This window comes from Microbacterium abyssi, from assembly GCF_015277895.1.
Taxonomy (GTDB): domain Bacteria; phylum Actinomycetota; class Actinomycetes; order Actinomycetales; family Microbacteriaceae; genus Microbacterium; species Microbacterium abyssi.
Genome location: NZ_CP063815.1, coordinates 36,510 through 53,573 on the forward strand (window position 1 = coordinate 36,510; position 17,064 = coordinate 53,573).

The following is a 17,064-nucleotide window of genomic DNA, read 5'->3' on the forward strand; positions in this document are numbered from 1 at the left end:
CGAGGACACTTCCCGGATGCCGTGCGACAGGCTGGACTGTAGTCATGAACCTCATCGAGACCTTCCAGAACCTCGTCGCCCAGGTGCCCGAGCTCGTGCAGCCGCTCATCGTGGCGCTCGCCGGCGCCGTCCCGTTCATCGAGGGCGAGGGAGCCGCGACCATCGGCATCCTCGGCGGCATCCCGCCGATCATCGCCGCCATCGCCGCCATCGCCGGCAACTTCCTCTGCGTCGCGCTGCTCGTGCTCGCCAGCTCCAGCGCGCGGGCGGCAGTTGTGAACCGTCGGCGCGCGAAGGCGCTGGTCGACGCCGAGGGCCGGGCCATCCCGGATGCCGAGGCACGCAGCATCCCGGTCGAAGACGAGAGCGCGCGCAAGGCCGCGCGCAAGCAGAAGTTCCAGAGCGCGCTGGATCGCTACGGCGTTCCCGGCGTGAGCCTGCTCGGCCCACTGCTGCTGCCCACCCAGTTCACCGCGACGATGCTGGCCGCGATAGGCGTCGGAAAGGCGCGCATCCTCATCTGGCAGGCGGTCGCGATCATCGGCTGGACGACGGCCCTCTCACTGCTGGCCAGCGGCATCGTGCACTTCGCTGTCTGAGGCGACAGCGTGCAGCGCGCGGAGGGCGGTGATCCCGCCCTCCGCGTACGCTGCGCGCTGGCGCTGTGCGCCGGTGCCCGTGCGCAGAACTCGATCGAGCCCATCCGTCACGAAGGCGAGATCTCCGCTTTTCTCCAGCGCAGGGCTGATCGTCTGCAGCAGCAGGCAGACGGCATCCTTCGCCGCGATCAGCCTCCCGCTCGACGGGTCGACGAGGGTGGCGCCCAGCCCGGCGCGGGCGGCAGCCCATAGGGATGCCTGAATATCGTCTCCGGTGTGGACGGGGTCACCTGCGCTCGTGGCACTCTCCACCAGAGCTCTGCCCAGAGCGGCGAGCAGCAGAGCGTCCTCAGGGCTGAGCTGGGCGTCGAAGAGACGCAACTCGACCGTCGGGTAGTTCGCGGACAGGCGTGCCGCCCAGCACACCGAGGCAATGTCGGGGATCACCTGCTGAGCGACGAGGCGGTCCACCTCTGACCGGTAGTGCCGCATGTCGCGGAAATGCGGTGGGCAGCCCGAGAGCGGGAGCCGGCGCATGATCACGGTCCGCCAGCTGGCGTGACCGGTGTCGTGCCCGTCGGCGAACGGGGAGTTGCCGGACACGGCGAGCAGGGTCGGCATCCAGGGCCGCACGGCGTTCAGCGCACGTACGCGATCCTCCTCGTCCGGTACCTCGACGTGCAGATGGAGCGCGTTGACGTGGTGGCTGTCGACGATGTGCCCGAGCCAGTGAGCCACGGTGTCGTAGCGCTCGGATGCGAACACCGACGCCTCGGGTCCGATGCCGAACGGTGTGCCGGAGCCGATCGCGACCGCCCCGCGGTCATGTGCGAACGACGCGAGTGCCCGGCGGAACGCCATCAACTCCTCGCCGGCTGCGGCGAGCGTGTCGACAGGAGATGTGGAGAACTCGACCTGAGAGGTCAGGAACTCCTTCTTGACCTCGCCCGTCCCGCTGGGCAGCGCCGCTCGTGCGGCACTGCCCAGCGGGACGGGAACGAGTGTGTCCTCATCGAGGAGCTGGAACTCCTCTTCGATTCCGAAACGCGTCACGGTGATCGTCTCGGACGAGAGAGAGGATCGACGTCACTTATCGAAGGCGTCCTTGACGTCGTCTCCGGCCTTCTTGACGTCGGCCTTGGCCTGGTCCATCTTGCCCTCGGCCTCGAGCTTCTCGTTGTCGGTCACCTTGCCGGCGGCTTCCTTCATGTGACCCGACACGTCTTCGGCGGTGTGCTTCGCCTTGTCTCCAATGCCCATTGATCCATTCCTTTCGTCGCGGATCAAGCGATCCGTGACTTACGATCGCACGGTGGCGCGGATCGCGCGAAGGGGTTGACGTGCGCAGGGCGGCGGGTTATTCGATCGCTCGGCACGGACGTGCGGTTCACGCGATGCGCTGATCTCCACCTTTCGAGCGATGTCGGAACGCGCCTGCGCTGGTGGGCTGGAAACCATGACAGCACTGCGCACGCGCCTTCCCGATCGGCTCACCTCACGACGAGGCGCCTGGGTCTCTCTCGGCATCGTCCTGATCGCCTTCGTCGTCCTGTTCGGCCTGTTCAGCCGGATCGAAGCGCCTTCGGGCAACGAGACCGCACCGGCGGATTCGGAGTCGTCCCGCGTGAGCGCCCTGCTCGACGAATTCCCGGATGCCGACGAGCAGTCCGTCATCGTCGTCGCTTCGCGGGCGGATGCCGGTGAGCTGACAGCATCCGACATCGATGCTCTCGGTGACATCGTGCCCGCGCTCGACGCGCACACCGGCCTGGAGTCTTCGCCTCCGAGTGTCAGCGACGACGGCGAGGCGGCGGTGATCGTCGCCCCCATCAAGGTCGGCGCCGACAACGCCGAGACCGCGGAGATCGTGAATGAACTGCGTTCGGCGCTTCCGGCCGTCGACGGGCTCACGCTGCAGGTCACCGGCGGCCCCGCGTTCGGCGCCGACATCACCTCGTCCTTCGACGGGGCGGACTTCACTCTGCTCATCGTGACCATCCTGATCGTCGCGCTGCTTCTGATCATCACCTACCGCTCGCCCGTCCTCTGGCTGCTGCCGCTCGTCGTCGTCGCGTTCGCAGACCAGCTGGCATCCCGCGTGACCGGCGCGCTCGGATCGTGGCTCGACCTGCAGTTCGACGCAGGCATCATCAGCGTGCTCGTCTTCGGCGCCGGAACGAACTACGCGCTGCTGCTCATCTCCCGTTACCGCGAGGAGCTCGCCGTGAACGATGATCATCGCGTGGCGCTGAGCACGGCCTGGCGCAAGACGGTCCCGGCGATCGTGGCATCCAACGTCACGGTGGTGCTGGCCCTGCTGACCCTCGCGCTCGCCGTGATCCCCGGAACCCGCGGGCTCGGGATCTCGTCTGCGGCAGGACTGCTGATCGCGCTCGCCGCGGTGCTGTTCGCACTGCCGCCTGTGCTGGCGGTGTGCGGCCGGAAGGTGTTCTGGCCGTTCGTGCCGAAGACCTCGGCATCGGATCCGGCCGCGCCGCGTCGCGAATCGGTCTGGCACGGCATAGCGACGCGCGTGATGAAGCGACCGATGGTGAGTCTCGTCAGCGGCCTCGCGCTGCTCGCCGTCATGGCCACCGGGCTCGTCGGCACCTCGGTCGGGCTCGACATGGCCTCGAAGTTCCGCGTGCAATCCGAGTCGGCCGCGGGGCTCGAGGTGCTCGCCGCCCATTTCTCACCGGGGGAGTCGCAGCCGATCTTCGTCATCGCGTCTTCGGATGGGGCCGACGAGGTGCTGGATGCCGTCGACTCGGTGGACGGCGTCGTCCGGGCGCATCCGACCGGCGAGACCGAGGACGGCGACCTCGCGCGCATCATGGTGACCGGTGAGTACGCGCCGGGCACCGGCGAGAGCCTCGACCTCGTCGCCGAACTGCGCGATGTGGTGCATGACGTGCCGGATGCCGACGCGCTGGTCGGCGGCGCGGAAGCCCGCGACCTCGATGCCCGTGCCGGAAACCAGAAGGATCTCCTGCTCGTCGCACCGCTCGTTCTGGCGGTCAGCTTCATCGTGCTGCTCGTGCTGCTGCGTTCGATCGTCGCGCCGATCGTGCTGCTGCTCGTGAATCTCGCCAGCGCGGTCGCCGCCATCGGCGTGGGGTCGTGGCTCAGTCGCGTGCTGTTCGATCAGCCGGCGCTCGATCTGCAGGTGCCGCTGCTGGCGTTCCTGTTCCTGATCGCACTGGGCATCGACTACACGATCTTCCTCGTGCATCGTGCCCGGGCCGAATCCGAATCACGGGGCACGCGCGAGGGGATGGTGCAGGCCGTGTCGCACACCGGTGCCGTGATCACCAGTGCCGGCATCGTGCTGGCCGCGGTGTTCGCCGCCCTCGGCGTACTGCCGCTCGTCACGCTCGGGCAGCTGGGACTGATCGTCGGCGTGGGCGTCGTGGTGGACACTCTGGTCGTCCGGACCGTGATCGTGCCCGCACTGTTCGGCGCTCTCGGCGACCGGATCTGGTGGCCCCGCAGCATCCGGAACAGGCCGACGCAGAAATTCTGAGAAAGTAGGAAAATTGTCCCCCAAATGGGGGACAAAAGCTTCCGAGTCGGGATAGGGTGTCTCTGACGCACCCTCCGGTCGTCTTTGGCCCTCATCGCTCCCCCCGCGGTGAGGGCCGCTTCCGTTCTGCGGCTTCTTGCAACATTTGGGTTACCTTCTGGTCACACCTATTCCGCTCAGACCGTGCGCAGATAATGTGGGCATCGTCGGGGCACCCCGGCGACATTCCAGCAGAACGGCAGTACATGAGCACCCAAGGCACGGTCAAGTGGTTCAACTCGGAGAAGGGCTTCGGCTTCATCTCCCCCGATGACGGCGGCGCCGACGTCTTCGCGCACTACTCCGCCATCGAATCAAGCGGCTACCGCTCCCTCGACGAGAACCAGCGCGTCGAGTTCGAAGTGGCGCAGGGCCCCAAGGGCCTGCAGGCCGAGAACATCCGCCCTCTCTGAGGTAGATACACACGCGCTCCCCGCTCGAGAGCACGTCACCCGCGTGCCTCGACGGGGAGTGCTGTGCGTCAAGCCGCCTGCTCGACCAGGAGGAGTGACCGCAGCGCGCCAGCGTCCGCAGCGCGGAACGCGGCACGCTCTGCCTCGGACGCGTCGCCGAATCCCCACTCCGAGAAGATGACCGGGATGCCGAACCCGGCGGCACCCTCGACGTCGTGGTGGCGGTCGCCGATCAGCACGGGCCTCGATGTGTCGACGCCGGCGGCCCGGAGACGTTCGAGCGCCCAGCCGATGACGTCCTGTTTGCTGTCGCTGCGCCCGATCGCACCGCTGCGCGCGCCGGAGATCGCGGTGAACAGGCCGAGCAGGTCGTTGTGCTCGAGGATGGCGCGCACCTGATTCTCGGGCTTCGTGCTCGCCGTCGCCTGCGGGATGCCTGCCGCCGCGACCGCGCGGATCACCTCGGGAACGCCCGGATAGATGTCGACGGATGCCGCATACCCGTCGCGCGCGGCGAGGGCACGGTAGCGGGTGAGTGCCTCGGCGGCCTGCTCGGGACTGAGGCCGGCGAGAACCTGGAAGGACTCGTACATCGGCGGCCCCACCCAGCGCGACAGCTCGGACGCGTCGGGCGCCGCGAGCTCGAACGACGCGAAGACCTCGAGCAGCCGCGGGAAGATGCCCGGCGTCGCATCGGCGATCGTGCCGTCGACGTCCCAGAGCACGCAGGTGTAGGGGGAGTGGGGCATGCTTCCAGCCTAAGTTGCCGCGGCAGGTGCCGGGCGCTCAGAACAGCCGCGGCACTCCGGACTCGATGCCCTTCATGTCGTCGTAGTCGAGCACGAGGCAGCGGATGCCTCGATCCTCTGCGAGCACGCGCGCCTGGGGCTTGATCTCCTGGGCGGCGAACACGCCCTGCACGGGCGCCAGGTGCGGATCGCGCCCGAGCAACTCGAGGTACCGGGTGAGCTGCTCGACGCCGTCGATGTCGCCGCGGCGCTTCACCTCGACTGCGATCGCCACGCCCGCGGCATCCCGGACCAGGAGATCGACGGGGCCGATCGCCGTCGGATACTCACGGCGCACCAGGGTCGCGCCCTCGGCGACCAGCGAGACCTGCTCGGCGAGCAGGCGCTGCAGGTCGGCCTCGACGCCGTCCTTCTGCAGGCCGGGATCGATGCCGAGCTCGTGAGCGGAGTCGTGCAGCACCTCGTAGATCTGCACCCGCAGCGCGTCGCCGGTCTTCTTGTGCGTCACCCGCCACACGTCGATGACGCCGGCGGTCGTCTCCTCCTCACCGGGCTCTTCGGTGGTGAGGGTGCACGGCGGGCTCATCCAGTTCAGCGGCTTGTAGCTGCCGCCGTCGGAGTGCACGAGCAGACTGCCGTCGCCCTTGTGCACGAGCAGACGCGTGGCGAGGGGCAGGTGGGCGTTGAGCCGTCCGGTGTAATCCACCGAGCAGCGGGCGATGACGAGGCGCACCCGACGAGCCTACTTCGTCGTGACGACGACGTTCTCGACCTTCAGAGGCTTGGCGGCACCGGAGGCGAGGCCGGATGCCACGACCAGGCCGACCAGGATGTACAGGGTGTTCAGCAGGCCGATGTGCTCGCTGATCAGGCCGAGCACCGGCGGGCCGCCGAGGAACGCGATGTACCCGATGGTCGCTGCGGCGCTCACGCGTGCTGCCGCCTTCGCCGGGTCATCCGCGGCCGCCGACATTCCGAGCGGGAACCCGAGCGAGGCGCCGATGCCCCACAGCGCGGCGCCCGCGAACACGAGCGGAAGCGACGGGGCGAGGATGAACAGCAGGATGCCGCCGGCCGCTGCCACCGAGAGGACCCGCAAGACGGGCACGCGTCCGAACCGGTCCACCAGCGGGCCGCCGAAGATGCGGACGGCCGTCATGCATACCGAGAACACCGTCAGCGCGGCTGCGCCCATGGCTGTGCCGCCGCCGTGATCCTCCGCGGTGCCGAGCGCGAGCCAGTCGTTCGCGCCGCCCTCGGCGAAAGACATCCCGAGCATCACGACGCCCAGCGCGTACGTGCGCGGTTCGCGCCAGGCCGACAGGGCGACATGCATCCGCTCGCGCCAGTGCGACTTCTCACCGGGTTCGTGCGGATCGAGGACGGCGTCGCGGTTGGGCACGTTCGCGATGCACACGAACGAGGCGATGAAGATCGCCGCCCCCACGCCCGACGCGTGCACGACCACCGCGATGTGGGTCTGGGCGGCGGCCCATCCGAGCCCTGCGCCGATCACCGTGCCGAAGCTGAAGAACGCGTGGAACAGCGGCAGGATCGTCTTCCCCGCCTCCTGTTCGATGGCCGTGGCCTCGACGTTCATCATGACGTCGAGCGCGCCGTTGCCGAGGCCGAACAGCACGAGTCCGACCACCACGACGGGGAACGAGGCGAGCACCGTGGTACCGACTCCGATGAACACGAGCCCGACCGCGACCGTGATCATCGTCATCAGCATCCCGCGCCGCGCACCGGTGCGCGCCATCACCGCGGGGCCCGTCGAGATGCCGATGATCGAGGCGACGCCCATGCCGAGCAGCAGCAGGCCGATCTGCGCGTTGTCGATGTCGAGGGCGATCTTGATATCGGGCACGCGGGACGCCCAGGTCGCGATCGAGACGCCGCTGGCGAGGAAGATCGCGAAGATCGCATTGCGCCAGCGGACGTACTGGGCGCGGGTGAGCGTGGAGTCCATGCGCTGAGCCTATCGAATCGATTCGATCCGTGAAACTCGGTGCGGCTATCCTCGGACTATGGCCGCTTCATCCGCACCGCGCCGAGCGACGCTCTCCGACGTCGCCCACGACGCCGGGGTGTCCACCTCGACCGCGTCGGTCGTGTTCAGCGGTAAGACGAAGGTCTCGGCTGCCACGCGTCAGCGCGTGCTCGAAGCGGCGGCTGCGCTCGGCTACTCCGGACCCGATCCGATGGCGGCATCGCTGCGCCGGGGCCGCAGCGGCATCGTCGCGGTCGTGCTCGAGGGGCAGCTGCGCGCCGCGTTCCTCGATCCGGTGACGATTCCGATGATGGACGGCCTCACGGAAGGGATCGCCTCGCTCGGCGCCGGCGTGCTGCTGCTGCGCGATGACCCCGCCGATGACGAGGTCTCGGCGCTCACGACTGCTCCCGTCGATGCCGCCGTGTTGATCGGATGCTCCGGCCGCACTCGCACGTCTCTCGACGTGCTGCGCAGCCGGGGCCTGCCGGTCGTCGTGATCGAGGGAGACGCGGGGGAGGGCATCCCGCGCATCACGCTGGACAACAGGGAGGCGGCCGCCGAGGTCGCCAGGCACGTGCAGCTGCTCGGGCACTCCGACGTTGTGGCGGTGACCCTCGCGACGGACAGCCGGCGGGAGCGAGGCCCCATCGCCGCCGAGCGGCTCGCGCGCGCCACCGTCGATGTCACGATCGATCGCCTCGCCGGACTCCGCGACGTGTACCCCGAGGCGCCGGCGGTCTCCGCCGCGGCCAGCTCGATCGATGAGGGCGTGATCGCCGGGCGTGCGCTGCTGGCCGATCCGGCATCCCGGCCCAGCGCGGTGCTCGCGCAGAGCGACCTGCTCGCGGCAGGGGTGATCCGCGCCGCCGAGGAGCTCGGCCTGCGAGTGCCCGAGGATCTCAGCGTCGCCGGATTCGACGGCATCCGCGTCGACGGCATCGGCGAGCACGTGCTCACCACGATGGTGCAGCCGGCGATGGAGAAGGGCCGCGCGGCGGGGGAGCAGGTGGCGCGGATGCTGCGCGGCGAGCCCGCGGCATCGCTGCATTTCACGTGCCGATTCCGCGCCGGAACGACAACGGCCGCGCCTGCGGCCTGACCATTCTGAACCTCGCGGCGACCACCGGCGGGTAAACTGGGAGAAACCTGCCCGCCTGTGCCATCACGGCCGACGAGCCATTGAGGAGCCGCCGATGATCGTGCTCCTCGCTGTGTTCCTCGTCGGGGCTCTGATCCTCCCCGCATTGGTTCGCTGGCTGGGAGCCCAGGCGTTCGCGATCGCCGCGCTCATTCCCGCAGCGGCATTCGTCCACGCGCTCATGATGACGCCGCAGGTCCTGGCAGGGGATCCGTCGCCGTTCGAGAGCATCTCGTGGATTCCGCAGCTCGGCCTGAATCTCTCCATGCACATGGACGTGCTCGGCTGGGTGCTCACCCTCATCGTCACCGGCGTCGGCGCGCTGGTGCTGCTGTACTGCCGCTGGTACTTCTTCGACGACACCACGGAGCTCGGCCAGTTCGCCGGCGTCCTGCTCGGCTTCGCCGGCGCGATGTACGGACTGGTGCTCACCGACGACATCATCATGCTCGTGATGTTCTGGGAAGTCACCAGCATCCTGTCGTACCTGCTCATCGGACACTACCGACGCCGCGCGGCCAGCCGACGCGCGGCCCTGCAGGCGCTGCTGGTGACCACGCTCGGCGGCCTCGTGATGTTCGTCGGCGTCGTGCTGCTCGCCGTGGATGCCGGCACCACGAGCATCATCGAGATTCTCGAGATCGCGCCGACCGGTCCGCTGGTCAATGCCGCGATCGTCATGCTTCTCGTCGGCGCGATCAGCAAGTCCGCGATCTTCCCGTTCCACTTCTGGCTGCCCGGTGCCATGGCCGCGCCCACCCCGGTGAGCGCCTACCTGCACGCCGCCGCCATGGTGAAGGCCGGCATCTACCTGATCGCGCGATTCGCCCCCGTCTTCGCGCTGTCCGACCCGTGGCGTCCGATCGTCATCTCGCTCGGGGTGTTCACGATGCTGCTCGGTGGCATCCAGGCGCTGCGCGAGACCGACCTCAAGCGCGTTCTCGCCTTCGGCACGGTGAGCCAGCTCGGCTTCTTCACCGTCATGGTCGGCTACGGCACGCAGGCGACGGCGCTGGCCGGACTCGCGCTGGTGATCGCGCATGCGCTGTTCAAATCCGCGCTGTTCCTCATCGTCGGCATCGTCGACCGCCAGCTCTCCACCCGAGACATCACCGAGCTCTCCGGCGTCGGACGGCAGGCTCCGGTCATGGCGACGGTGGCATTCATCTCGGTGGCCTCAATGGCCGGCATCCCGCCCACCATCGGTTTCGTCGCCAAGGAGTCCGCCCTCACGAGCCTTCTGGACGACGCGATCGGTGGATCGGTGTGGGGTCTGGTCGCCCTGATCGGCATCGCGCTGGGATCCATGCTCACCGCGGCATATGGCGTGCGATTCCTCTGGGGAGCGTTCTGGACGAAGCGCGACGATCGCGGCGTACGGATGCCGGACACGATATGGCCGGACCCGCCGGTGGGCTTCCTGTCCCCGCCGATGGTGCTGGCCGGCGTGACGCTCGCCGCGGGCATCGGCGCCCCTGCACTGGACACCTCACTGCAGGGCTATGCCCTCACCGCGATCCCAGGGCTCGACGCCGAGGGGATCGCGACGGAGGGGCCGGGGCACCTCGCGCTCTGGCACGGGTTCGAGCCTGCGCTCGGCATCTCCGCCCTCTCGCTGCTGCTCGGCTTCGGACTGTTCCTGCTGTCTCGCCGCACCGGCTGGGATTCCAGGCCGCGACTGCTGCGGTTCACCGCCGCTGACGTGTACGCCCTCGTCATGCGCGGCGTCGACCGGCTGTCGGTCATCACCACCACGCTCACCCAGCGCGGTTCGCTGCCCGTCTACGTCGGCACGATCTTCATCGTGGTCGTGGCCGCCGAAGTCACCGCACTCCTCGCCGGTGACGTCGACCAGCTGAACCTCTCGGCCTGGCACACACCGACCCAGATCGCCGTAGCGCCGATCATGGCCATCGCCGCCGTCTTCGCCGTCCAGGCGCGCAAGCGCTACACCGGCGTCGTGCTCGTCTCCGTCACCGGCCTCGGAATGGTCGCCCTGTTCGCGACCAGCGGCGCGCCCGACCTCGCCCTCACGCAGATCCTCGTCGAGACAGTCACGATGGTGACCTTCGCACTCGTGCTGCGGCGACTGCCGTCGCGGATGGGGGAGCACAACGCCTCCGTCTCCCGCATCCCGCGGGCGCTGCTCGCGATCGGCGTGGGCCTGACCATGGCGTTCGTGGTGATCGTGGCGACACAGTCCCGGATCACCGACCCCATCTCGATCTCCTTCCCCGAGCTCGCCTATGAGATCGGTCACGGCCAGAACGTGGTCAACGTCGCTCTGGTCGACCTGCGCGGCTGGGACACCATGGGCGAGCTGTCCGTTCTCGTGCTCGCCGCCACCGGCGTGGCATCCCTCGTCTTCGTCACGCATCGCGCCGACATGCTCGGCCAGCGTCCAGCCCTCCCCAAGCGCGTTCGCCGCAAGGCGCGGATCATGCCGCTGGTCGAGACGACAGAGGGCGTGCGCTTCCAGACCGCCGAGAACCGCAACAGTCCTCGCGCCTGGCTGATCGGCGGGCAGCAGATGAAGCCCGAGAACCGCTCGATCCTGCTCGAGGTGATCGTGCGCATCCTGTTCCACACGATCATCGTCGTGTCGATCTACCTGCTGTTCGCCGGCCACAATCAGCCGGGCGGCGGGTTCGCCGGAGGCCTCGTCGCCGGCATGGCGCTCGTCATGCGCTACATCGCCGGCGGACGCTGGGAGCTGGGAGCTGCCGCCCCGACGGATGCCGGTCGCCTCTTGGGCGCAGGCCTCATCCTCGCCGTCGGCACCGCGGTGGTGCCGCTGTTCTTCGGCGCAGCGCCGCTGACGAGCACCTTCTGGGAGTGGGAGATCCCCGGGATCGGGCACATGGAGTTCGTCACGTCCACGATCTTCGACATCGGCGTGTACCTCGTCGTGATCGGCCTCGTGCTCGACGTGCTGCGCAGTCTCGGCGCCGAGGTCGACCGGCAGGCCCAGCAGTTGCGATCGCGGGCGGTGACCAGCTGATGGACGTCTCCCTCACCCTGATCATCGTGATGGCGGTGCTGTTCGCCGCCGGCGTGTACGCGATGCTCGAGCGCAGTCTCACGCGCGTGCTCATCGGGTTCATGCTGCTCGGCAACGCCACGAACCTGCTGCTGCTGATCGTCATGGGCGTGCCGGGGAACGCGCCGTTCTTCGGGTACAGCGACGTCAGCGACCCGCTCCCGCAGGCGCTGACGCTCACCGCCATCGTCATCACGTTCGCCGTCACGGCGTTCCTGCTCGCACTCATCTACCGCTCGTGGCAGCTCGGCCAGGCTGACACCGTCGAGGATGACGAGGCCGACATCGCCCTGCGCGAGCGCACGGATGCCGACGAAGACGTCATGGATGACGAGGACGACACGGGCGGCGACGACGCCACGACCGACTTCGTCGACGTGCGCACGGCTCCCATCACGGTTCTCCACATGCGCGACCACCCGTCGATCCACGATGACGCGCCAGTGGACAGGGCGTGGTCGCGCACGGCATCCGCTCCGACAGAACCGCCGCCCGCCGATGATGAAGAGGAGGACCGCACGTGAGCGCGCTCGTTCCCCTTCTCGTCGCGCTGCCGTTGCTGGGCGCCGCCATCACCCTCGTCTTCGGGCGGAGCCCGCGGCTGCAGGTGTTCGTCACGGTCGCCAGCCTCGCCGCGGTCGCGGTCATCGCCGCCGTGATGCTGATCGCAGTGGACCAGGGAGCGCCGCTGGCAGTCTCCGTCGGTGGATGGCCGGTGCCGTTCGGCATCGTGCTGTACGTCGATCGTCTCGCCGCGCTGCTCGTGCTGATCTCGAGCATCGTGCTCCTCGCGGTCCTGCTCTTCTCGATCGGCCAGGGTGCCGCCGATGGTGCCGACGAGACCCCGATCTCGATCTTCAACCCCTCGTACCTCATCCTCGCGGCCGGCATCTTCAACGCGTTCATCGCGGGAGACCTGTTCAACCTGTACGTCGGGTTCGAGATCCTGCTGGTGGCCTCGTACGTGCTGATCACGCTCGGCAGCACCGAGTCCCGCATCCGGACCGGCGCGGTGTACATCGTCGTCTCGCTCGTCTCGTCGATCCTCTTCCTCGCATCGATCGCGATGGTCTACGGCGCGCTCGGCACCGTGAACATGGCGCAGATCGCCGAGCGGATGAGTGAGCTTCCGCAGGACACCCAGCTCGAGCTGCACCTCATGCTGGTGATCGCGTTCGGGATCAAGGCGGCCATCTTCCCGGTGTCCTTCTGGCTGCCGGACTCGTACCCGACCGCCCCCGCGCCCGTCACCGCCGTGTTCGCGGGCCTGCTGACGAAGGTCGGCGTTTACGCGCTGATCCGCACCGAGACGCAGCTGTTCGCCAGCAACGACATCAACCTGCTGCTGATGATCATCGCGCTCGCGACCATGGTGGTCGGGGTGCTCGGTGCCGTGGCACAGGCGGAACTCAAACGAATCCTGTCGTTCACGCTGGTCAGTCACGTCGGCTACATGATCTTCGGCCTGGCGATCGCGACGCCGGAGGCCATCGGCGCGACCGTGTACTACATCGTCCACCACATCATCGTGCAGACGACCCTGTTCCTCGCCGTCGGGCTCATCGAGCGTCGCGCGGGAAGCACGTCGATCCTGCGCGTGAAGGGACTGCTGAAGGCGGCGCCTCTCCTGGCGGTGCTGTACTTCGTTCCTGCGATCAACCTCGGCGGCCTGCCGCCGTTCTCCGGGTTCATCGGCAAGTTCGCGCTCTTCGAGGCCGCGGCATCCGTCGGCACTCCGATCATGATCGTGCTGATCTTCGGCGGCATCCTCACCTCGCTTCTCACGCTGTACGCGCTGATGCGCGCGTGGAACCTCGCGTTCTGGCGCGAGGAGGAGGACTCCACCGAGACCGATGGCCGCGTCTCCTACCTCGGCAATGCACCCGCCGCCGACGAGCAGCAGGAGCGTCGCCGCATCCCGAAGATCATGACCGTCGCGACCGGCGGCATGGTCGGCGTCACCATCATGCTGACCGTGTTCGCGGGGCCGCTGTACGCGCTGTGCGCGAACATCGGAGAATCGCTGCTGCAGCCGGTCAACCTCGTCCAGCTCGAGGAGGAGGTGAACCCGTGACGCCCGATTCCCGCCGCGGTCTCATGCGCGACATCGCGCTTCAGCTGCCGTTCCTCGCCTGGCTGATCGTGCTGTGGATGCTGGTGTGGAACCAGTTCACGGTGCTTTCGCTCGTCACCGGACTGGTCGTCGCGATCTTCGTCACGCGCGTGTTCCGGCTGCCGACGGTCGAGCTGTCCGGCCGAATCAACCTCTGGTACGGAGCGCTGTTCGTGCTGCAGTTCCTGTGGGCGGTCCTGCGCGGTGCGGTGGCGGTCACCGTTCAGGTCTTCGACTTCCGCCATCAGCCGGGAGCGGCGATCATCGGCGTGCCTCTGCGGTACGCCGACGACCTCATCATGACGCACGTCTCGGTCACATCGTCGCTGATACCGGGCTCGCTGGTCGTCGAGACCGACCGGGATCGCAGCATTCTGTATCTGCACGTCATCGGGGTCCGCAATCTCGACGACGTCGAACATCAGCGGCAGGTCGTGCTGCAGTGGGAGCAGCGGATCGTCCGTGCGCTCGGCAGTCCGGCGCAGTATCGTGCGCTGAAGGCGGACGAACGGGCAGGAGGCGAGCGATGAACTGGTTCGCGGTGAACCCGCTGATGCTGGCGATCGTCATCGTTTTCGGCGTCGCGGCGGTGCTGACGGTGGTCCGAATCATCCGCGGTCCGTCGATCCTCGACCGCGCCGTGGCATCCGACGTGCTGCTGACGGAGATCATGTGCGTGCTCGGCGCCGAGATGGCGGTCAACGGGCATACCCGCAGCATCCCGGTTCTTCTCATCATCGCCGCGGTGGGCGTGTTCGGCTCGATCTCCGTCGCCCGCTACGTCGCACGGAGGGACAACACGACCTCATGAACGTGCTCGGATTCGAGATCCCGGATGCCGTCATCAACACGACGGTGCTCGTGTTGATCCTGCTCGGTGCGGTGCTGTGCCTATCGGCCGCGGTGGGGCTGCTGCACTTCCGCGCCGTGCCGTCGCGTCTGCATGCAGCGACTAAGCCGCAGGTGCTCGGGATCGTGCTGATCTGCCTGGCCGTCGCGCTGTCGCAGCGGTCGGTAGGAGGAATCCTGCTGGGACTCGCGCTGGTGGCGCCGATCGTGCTGATGCAGTTCGCGACCGCGCCGCTGTCGGCCCACATCGTCGGCCGTCAGGCCTACCGGAACGGCACGCCGGAGGAGCGCACCCTTGTCGTGGACGAGCTCGCCGAGTCGAAGCAGACCCCGCCCGGGGCCGGGTAGTCGCGCGGCCGCGTCAGAGCTCGTCGATGAAGCGGTCGATCAGCGCGACGACCGGTCCCGCGTCGAAGATCATCGTCTCGTGGCGGAAGCCGGGGATCTGCGCATACCTGGAGCGCTGCATGGTGGCGGCGAGTCGGCGAGTCCACCGCTCGGGGGCGACCTCGTCGTCCGAACCGCGGACCACGAGTGCGGGGATGGGGATACGAGGACCGAGATCCTCAGGGCGATGATCCAGCATCGCGCGGATCTTGCCGAAGACGCGAGGGCCGGCGCGGAGGTACTCGCGCAGCCCGCGCCAGATCACCACTGGCCTTTCGTGCAGGACGTCCCACAGCATCCGCCATGCCTGCTGCCGCAGAGTGCGCCCGGCCGGGTCGACCGTGGGGCCGGCGAGGACGAGCCCGCCGACGCGTTCCGGAGCTCGGACCGCCATCTCCATGGCAACCTGGCAGCCCATGGAGTGTCCGATCATCACGGCCCCTCGGATGCCGTGCGCACTGAGGAACGCGGCAACCAGATCGGCGTGCGCGGCCATGCCCAGCAACGCCTTCGGCTCGGGCGCCTCGCCGAAGCCGGCCAGGTCGATGCCGATGACGCGTCCGTTCAGGCGCGAGGCCAGGTCGACGAACACGCTGCGTCCCATGCCGATCCCGTGCAGCAGGACGAAGACGCGCTCACCCTCGCCGAACGATTCCGCCACGAGCGACGCACTCCCGTGGCGGAAACTCACCACTGACGCCGGTGCCCCTTCGGGAGCGAGCAGACGAGAGGGCGGCACAGTCCGAGAGTAGCCGAGCAGTCGCCCGCCGCCGTCGGCGCAGCAGGCGGCCGGCCGACGGGATGGCCGCCGGAGGTATGCGAGGATGGCATGTGCTTTCCGAAGACTCCGCCACCGATGAGAGTCAGATCGAGAAGGCGCGATCAGCAGACGCCCTCACGCGGCTGCGTGTATGGGTCCGAACGAGCATGGCGGACCCGGTCCTGCGGGCACTCGTCACCGCGACCGCCGTGTCGCGCATCGGCCGTGGTGTGTTCTTCGCGATCACTGTTCTCTTCTTCACGCAGATCATCGGACTAAGCGGCGCCGAGGCCGCCGTCGTCCTCGCCGCCGCGAGCGGCTTCGGGGTGGCTGCGTCGTTCCTCGGCGGCTGGCTGGCCGATCGCTGGAGTGCGCGACGGCTGACACTGGCGTTCGAAGCGCTCGGCGGCCTGTTCCTGATCGGCTACGCCTTCGTCGGCGACTTCTTCAGCGCGCTGACCATCGCCTGCGCGGCGAACTTCTTCGACACCATCGGCCACTCGGCGCGCTCTGCGATCATCGCCCGCGGCTTCTCCGCCGACAAACGTGTTCACGCGAGAGCTGTGTTGCGCACCGTCACGAACCTCTCCATCGCGCTCGGCGCCGGCATCGCTGCGGTGGCGCTGGCGAGCGGCACGGCGTGGGCGTATCGGACCGTCATCGTCGTCGCCGGCGCTCTGGGCGTGGTCGGAGCACTCGCGCTGCTGCGACTGCCTGCACGCGTCGACGCGCCCGCCCGCGCGACCATCGAACCGGTGCGCACCGAGACGGGTTCGATCGATACATCGGCGAACAAGGCGGCCGCGCGGGCGTCGCGTCGCGACTGGAACCGGCGTTCGCCCTGGCGCAACCCGCGATATCTGCTGTTGTCGCTGCTCTCGGCGATCTTCGGCATGCAGTTCGGCGTTGCGGAGGTCGGGATGCCGCTGTGGATCACCACCGCCACGAACGCCCCGGAGGTGATGGTCGCGATCCTGCTGATCGTGAACACCACGCTGGTGGTGATCTTCCAGGTGCCGATGTCGCGCGGCACCCATGATGTCCGCACCGCGGGCCGCGTCACGATGATCGCCGGCTGGCTGATGGCCGCTGCGTGCATCGTCTATGCGCTCTCCGCAGGCCTCTCCGCGCGGTTCGCGATCGTGGTGCTCGTCATCGCCGCCGTCGGCCACACGTTCGCCGAGGTCCTCTCGCAGGCCGGCGCGTGGGGACTCAGCTTCGAGCTGGCGGATCCGGAACGCGCCGGAGCCTACCAGGGCGTCTTCGGCATGGGCTTCTCCATCTCGGCGCTCGCCGCACCGATTCTGGTCAACGCGACGGCAATCGAGCTGGGGCTTGCAGGCTGGGTGCTCCTCGCCGTGATCTTCCTCGGATCAGCGCTGGGCATCGCCGCGATCGCGCGTCGCGCGACGACGGCCGTGGAGCCGCGGAGCGACTGACCGGCTGCGCGGCTCCAAA

Annotated in this window: 17 protein-coding genes; 11 read left to right on the forward strand and 6 right to left on the reverse strand. The window is 68.4% G+C overall.

Annotated elements, in window-relative coordinates; all coding sequences use genetic code 11:
- Positions 1–44 precede the first annotated feature (44 nt).
- Positions 45–599, forward strand: a complete 555-nt coding sequence (locus IM776_RS00200) for a small multidrug efflux protein (RefSeq protein WP_194421102.1) — start codon at positions 45–47, stop codon at positions 597–599.
- On the opposite strand, the gene IM776_RS00205 is transcribed toward IM776_RS00200, so the two are convergent.
- Complete coding sequence (locus tag IM776_RS00205; RefSeq protein WP_194421103.1) at positions 561–1,652, reverse strand: carboxylate-amine ligase; 1,092 nt, start codon at positions 1,650–1,652, stop codon at positions 561–563. The two genes, IM776_RS00200 and IM776_RS00205, sit on opposite strands and share 39 nt — an antisense overlap.
- Positions 1,653–1,685: 33 nt before the next feature.
- Positions 1,686–1,859, reverse strand: coding sequence for a CsbD family protein (locus IM776_RS00210; protein ID WP_194421104.1), 174 nt, complete (start codon positions 1,857–1,859; stop codon positions 1,686–1,688).
- Positions 1,860–2,055: 196 nt separating this feature from the next.
- Between IM776_RS00210 and IM776_RS00215 the strand changes: the two genes are divergently transcribed.
- The gene (locus IM776_RS00215) at positions 2,056–4,122 is read left to right on the forward strand and encodes an MMPL family transporter (RefSeq protein ID WP_194421105.1); all 2,067 of its coding nucleotides are present in this window, start codon (positions 2,056–2,058) and stop codon (positions 4,120–4,122) included.
- A gap of 245 nt (positions 4,123–4,367) precedes the next feature.
- Positions 4,368–4,574 (forward strand): cold-shock protein, encoded by a 207-nt coding sequence (locus IM776_RS00220; protein ID WP_147039076.1) that lies wholly within the window; start codon positions 4,368–4,370, stop codon positions 4,572–4,574.
- A gap of 68 nt (positions 4,575–4,642) precedes the next feature.
- Here IM776_RS00220 and IM776_RS00225 read toward each other — a convergent pair whose 3' ends face one another.
- The 3 genes from IM776_RS00225 to IM776_RS00235 are packed head-to-tail and all read right to left on the reverse strand — an operon-like array spanning position 4,643 to position 7,295.
- A complete protein-coding gene (locus tag IM776_RS00225) occupies positions 4,643–5,323 on the reverse strand; it encodes an HAD hydrolase-like protein (protein ID WP_194421106.1) in 681 nt (226 codons plus the stop codon).
- Positions 5,324–5,360: 37 nt separating this feature from the next.
- On the reverse strand, positions 5,361–6,056 hold the full coding sequence (nucS, locus tag IM776_RS00230; RefSeq protein WP_194421107.1) for an endonuclease NucS: 696 nt from the start codon (positions 6,054–6,056) through the stop codon (positions 5,361–5,363).
- 9 nt (positions 6,057–6,065) lie between these two features.
- Positions 6,066–7,295, reverse strand: coding sequence for an MFS transporter (locus IM776_RS00235; RefSeq protein ID WP_194421108.1), 1,230 nt, complete (start codon positions 7,293–7,295; stop codon positions 6,066–6,068).
- A gap of 58 nt (positions 7,296–7,353) precedes the next feature.
- Between IM776_RS00235 and IM776_RS00240 the strand changes: the two genes are divergently transcribed.
- From IM776_RS00240 to mnhG, 7 genes are all read left to right on the forward strand, one after another.
- Complete coding sequence (locus tag IM776_RS00240; RefSeq protein ID WP_194421109.1) at positions 7,354–8,418, forward strand: LacI family DNA-binding transcriptional regulator; 1,065 nt, start codon at positions 7,354–7,356, stop codon at positions 8,416–8,418.
- 94 nt (positions 8,419–8,512) lie between these two features.
- Positions 8,513–11,458, forward strand: coding sequence for a Na+/H+ antiporter subunit A (locus IM776_RS00245; protein ID WP_194421110.1), 2,946 nt, complete (start codon positions 8,513–8,515; stop codon positions 11,456–11,458).
- The gene (locus IM776_RS00250) at positions 11,458–12,021 is read left to right on the forward strand and encodes a Na(+)/H(+) antiporter subunit C (protein WP_194421111.1); all 564 of its coding nucleotides are present in this window, start codon (positions 11,458–11,460) and stop codon (positions 12,019–12,021) included. Before IM776_RS00245 ends, IM776_RS00250 begins: the two co-directional genes overlap by 1 nt.
- Complete coding sequence (locus IM776_RS00255; protein ID WP_194421112.1) at positions 12,018–13,571, forward strand: Na+/H+ antiporter subunit D; 1,554 nt, start codon at positions 12,018–12,020, stop codon at positions 13,569–13,571. The genes IM776_RS00250 and IM776_RS00255 overlap by 4 nt, the downstream gene beginning before the upstream one ends.
- The gene (locus tag IM776_RS00260; protein ID WP_228479815.1) at positions 13,568–14,140 is read left to right on the forward strand and encodes a Na+/H+ antiporter subunit E; all 573 of its coding nucleotides are present in this window, start codon (positions 13,568–13,570) and stop codon (positions 14,138–14,140) included. The genes IM776_RS00255 and IM776_RS00260 overlap by 4 nt, the downstream gene beginning before the upstream one ends.
- Complete coding sequence (locus IM776_RS00265) at positions 14,137–14,421, forward strand: MrpF/PhaF family protein (RefSeq protein WP_422730922.1); 285 nt, start codon at positions 14,137–14,139, stop codon at positions 14,419–14,421. The genes IM776_RS00260 and IM776_RS00265 overlap by 4 nt, the downstream gene beginning before the upstream one ends.
- Positions 14,418–14,807 carry a monovalent cation/H(+) antiporter subunit G gene (gene mnhG, locus IM776_RS00270; protein WP_194421113.1) on the forward strand — a complete coding sequence of 130 codons (390 nt, stop codon included), beginning with the start codon at positions 14,418–14,420 and terminating at the stop codon, positions 14,805–14,807. Before IM776_RS00265 ends, mnhG begins: the two co-directional genes overlap by 4 nt.
- 13 nt (positions 14,808–14,820) lie before the next feature.
- Here mnhG and IM776_RS00275 read toward each other — a convergent pair whose 3' ends face one another.
- Complete coding sequence (locus tag IM776_RS00275; protein WP_228479816.1) at positions 14,821–15,585, reverse strand: alpha/beta fold hydrolase; 765 nt, start codon at positions 15,583–15,585, stop codon at positions 14,821–14,823.
- 92 nt (positions 15,586–15,677) lie between these two features.
- Here IM776_RS00275 and IM776_RS00280 point away from each other — a divergent pair, with 92 nt between their 5' ends.
- Positions 15,678–17,045: an MFS transporter gene (locus IM776_RS00280; RefSeq protein ID WP_228479817.1), complete on the forward strand. Its 1,368-nt coding sequence runs from the start codon at positions 15,678–15,680 to the stop codon at positions 17,043–17,045.
- Positions 17,046–17,064 lie beyond the last annotated feature (19 nt).

Bases quoted from the DNA above. Each gene is read 5' to 3' on its own strand.
- IM776_RS00215 (WP_194421105.1), top strand. From the start codon at position 2,056: ATGACAGCACTGCGCACGCGCCTTCCCGATCGGCTCACCTCACGACGA.
- IM776_RS00265 (WP_422730922.1), top strand. From the start codon at position 14,137: ATGAACTGGTTCGCGGTGAACCCGCTGATGCTGGCGATCGTCATCGTT.
- IM776_RS00210 (WP_194421104.1), bottom strand. From the start codon at position 1,859: ATGGGCATTGGAGACAAGGCGAAGCACACCGCCGAAGACGTGTCGGGT.
- IM776_RS00250 (WP_194421111.1), top strand. From the start codon at position 11,458: ATGGACGTCTCCCTCACCCTGATCATCGTGATGGCGGTGCTGTTCGCC.
- IM776_RS00220 (WP_147039076.1), top strand. From the start codon at position 4,368: ATGAGCACCCAAGGCACGGTCAAGTGGTTCAACTCGGAGAAGGGCTTC.
- IM776_RS00225 (WP_194421106.1), bottom strand. From the start codon at position 5,323: ATGCCCCACTCCCCCTACACCTGCGTGCTCTGGGACGTCGACGGCACG.
- IM776_RS00235 (WP_194421108.1), bottom strand. From the start codon at position 7,295: ATGGACTCCACGCTCACCCGCGCCCAGTACGTCCGCTGGCGCAATGCG.
- IM776_RS00240 (WP_194421109.1), top strand. From the start codon at position 7,354: ATGGCCGCTTCATCCGCACCGCGCCGAGCGACGCTCTCCGACGTCGCC.
- IM776_RS00245 (WP_194421110.1), top strand. From the start codon at position 8,513: ATGATCGTGCTCCTCGCTGTGTTCCTCGTCGGGGCTCTGATCCTCCCC.
- mnhG (WP_194421113.1), top strand. From the start codon at position 14,418: ATGAACGTGCTCGGATTCGAGATCCCGGATGCCGTCATCAACACGACG.
- IM776_RS00200 (WP_194421102.1), top strand. From the start codon at position 45: ATGAACCTCATCGAGACCTTCCAGAACCTCGTCGCCCAGGTGCCCGAG.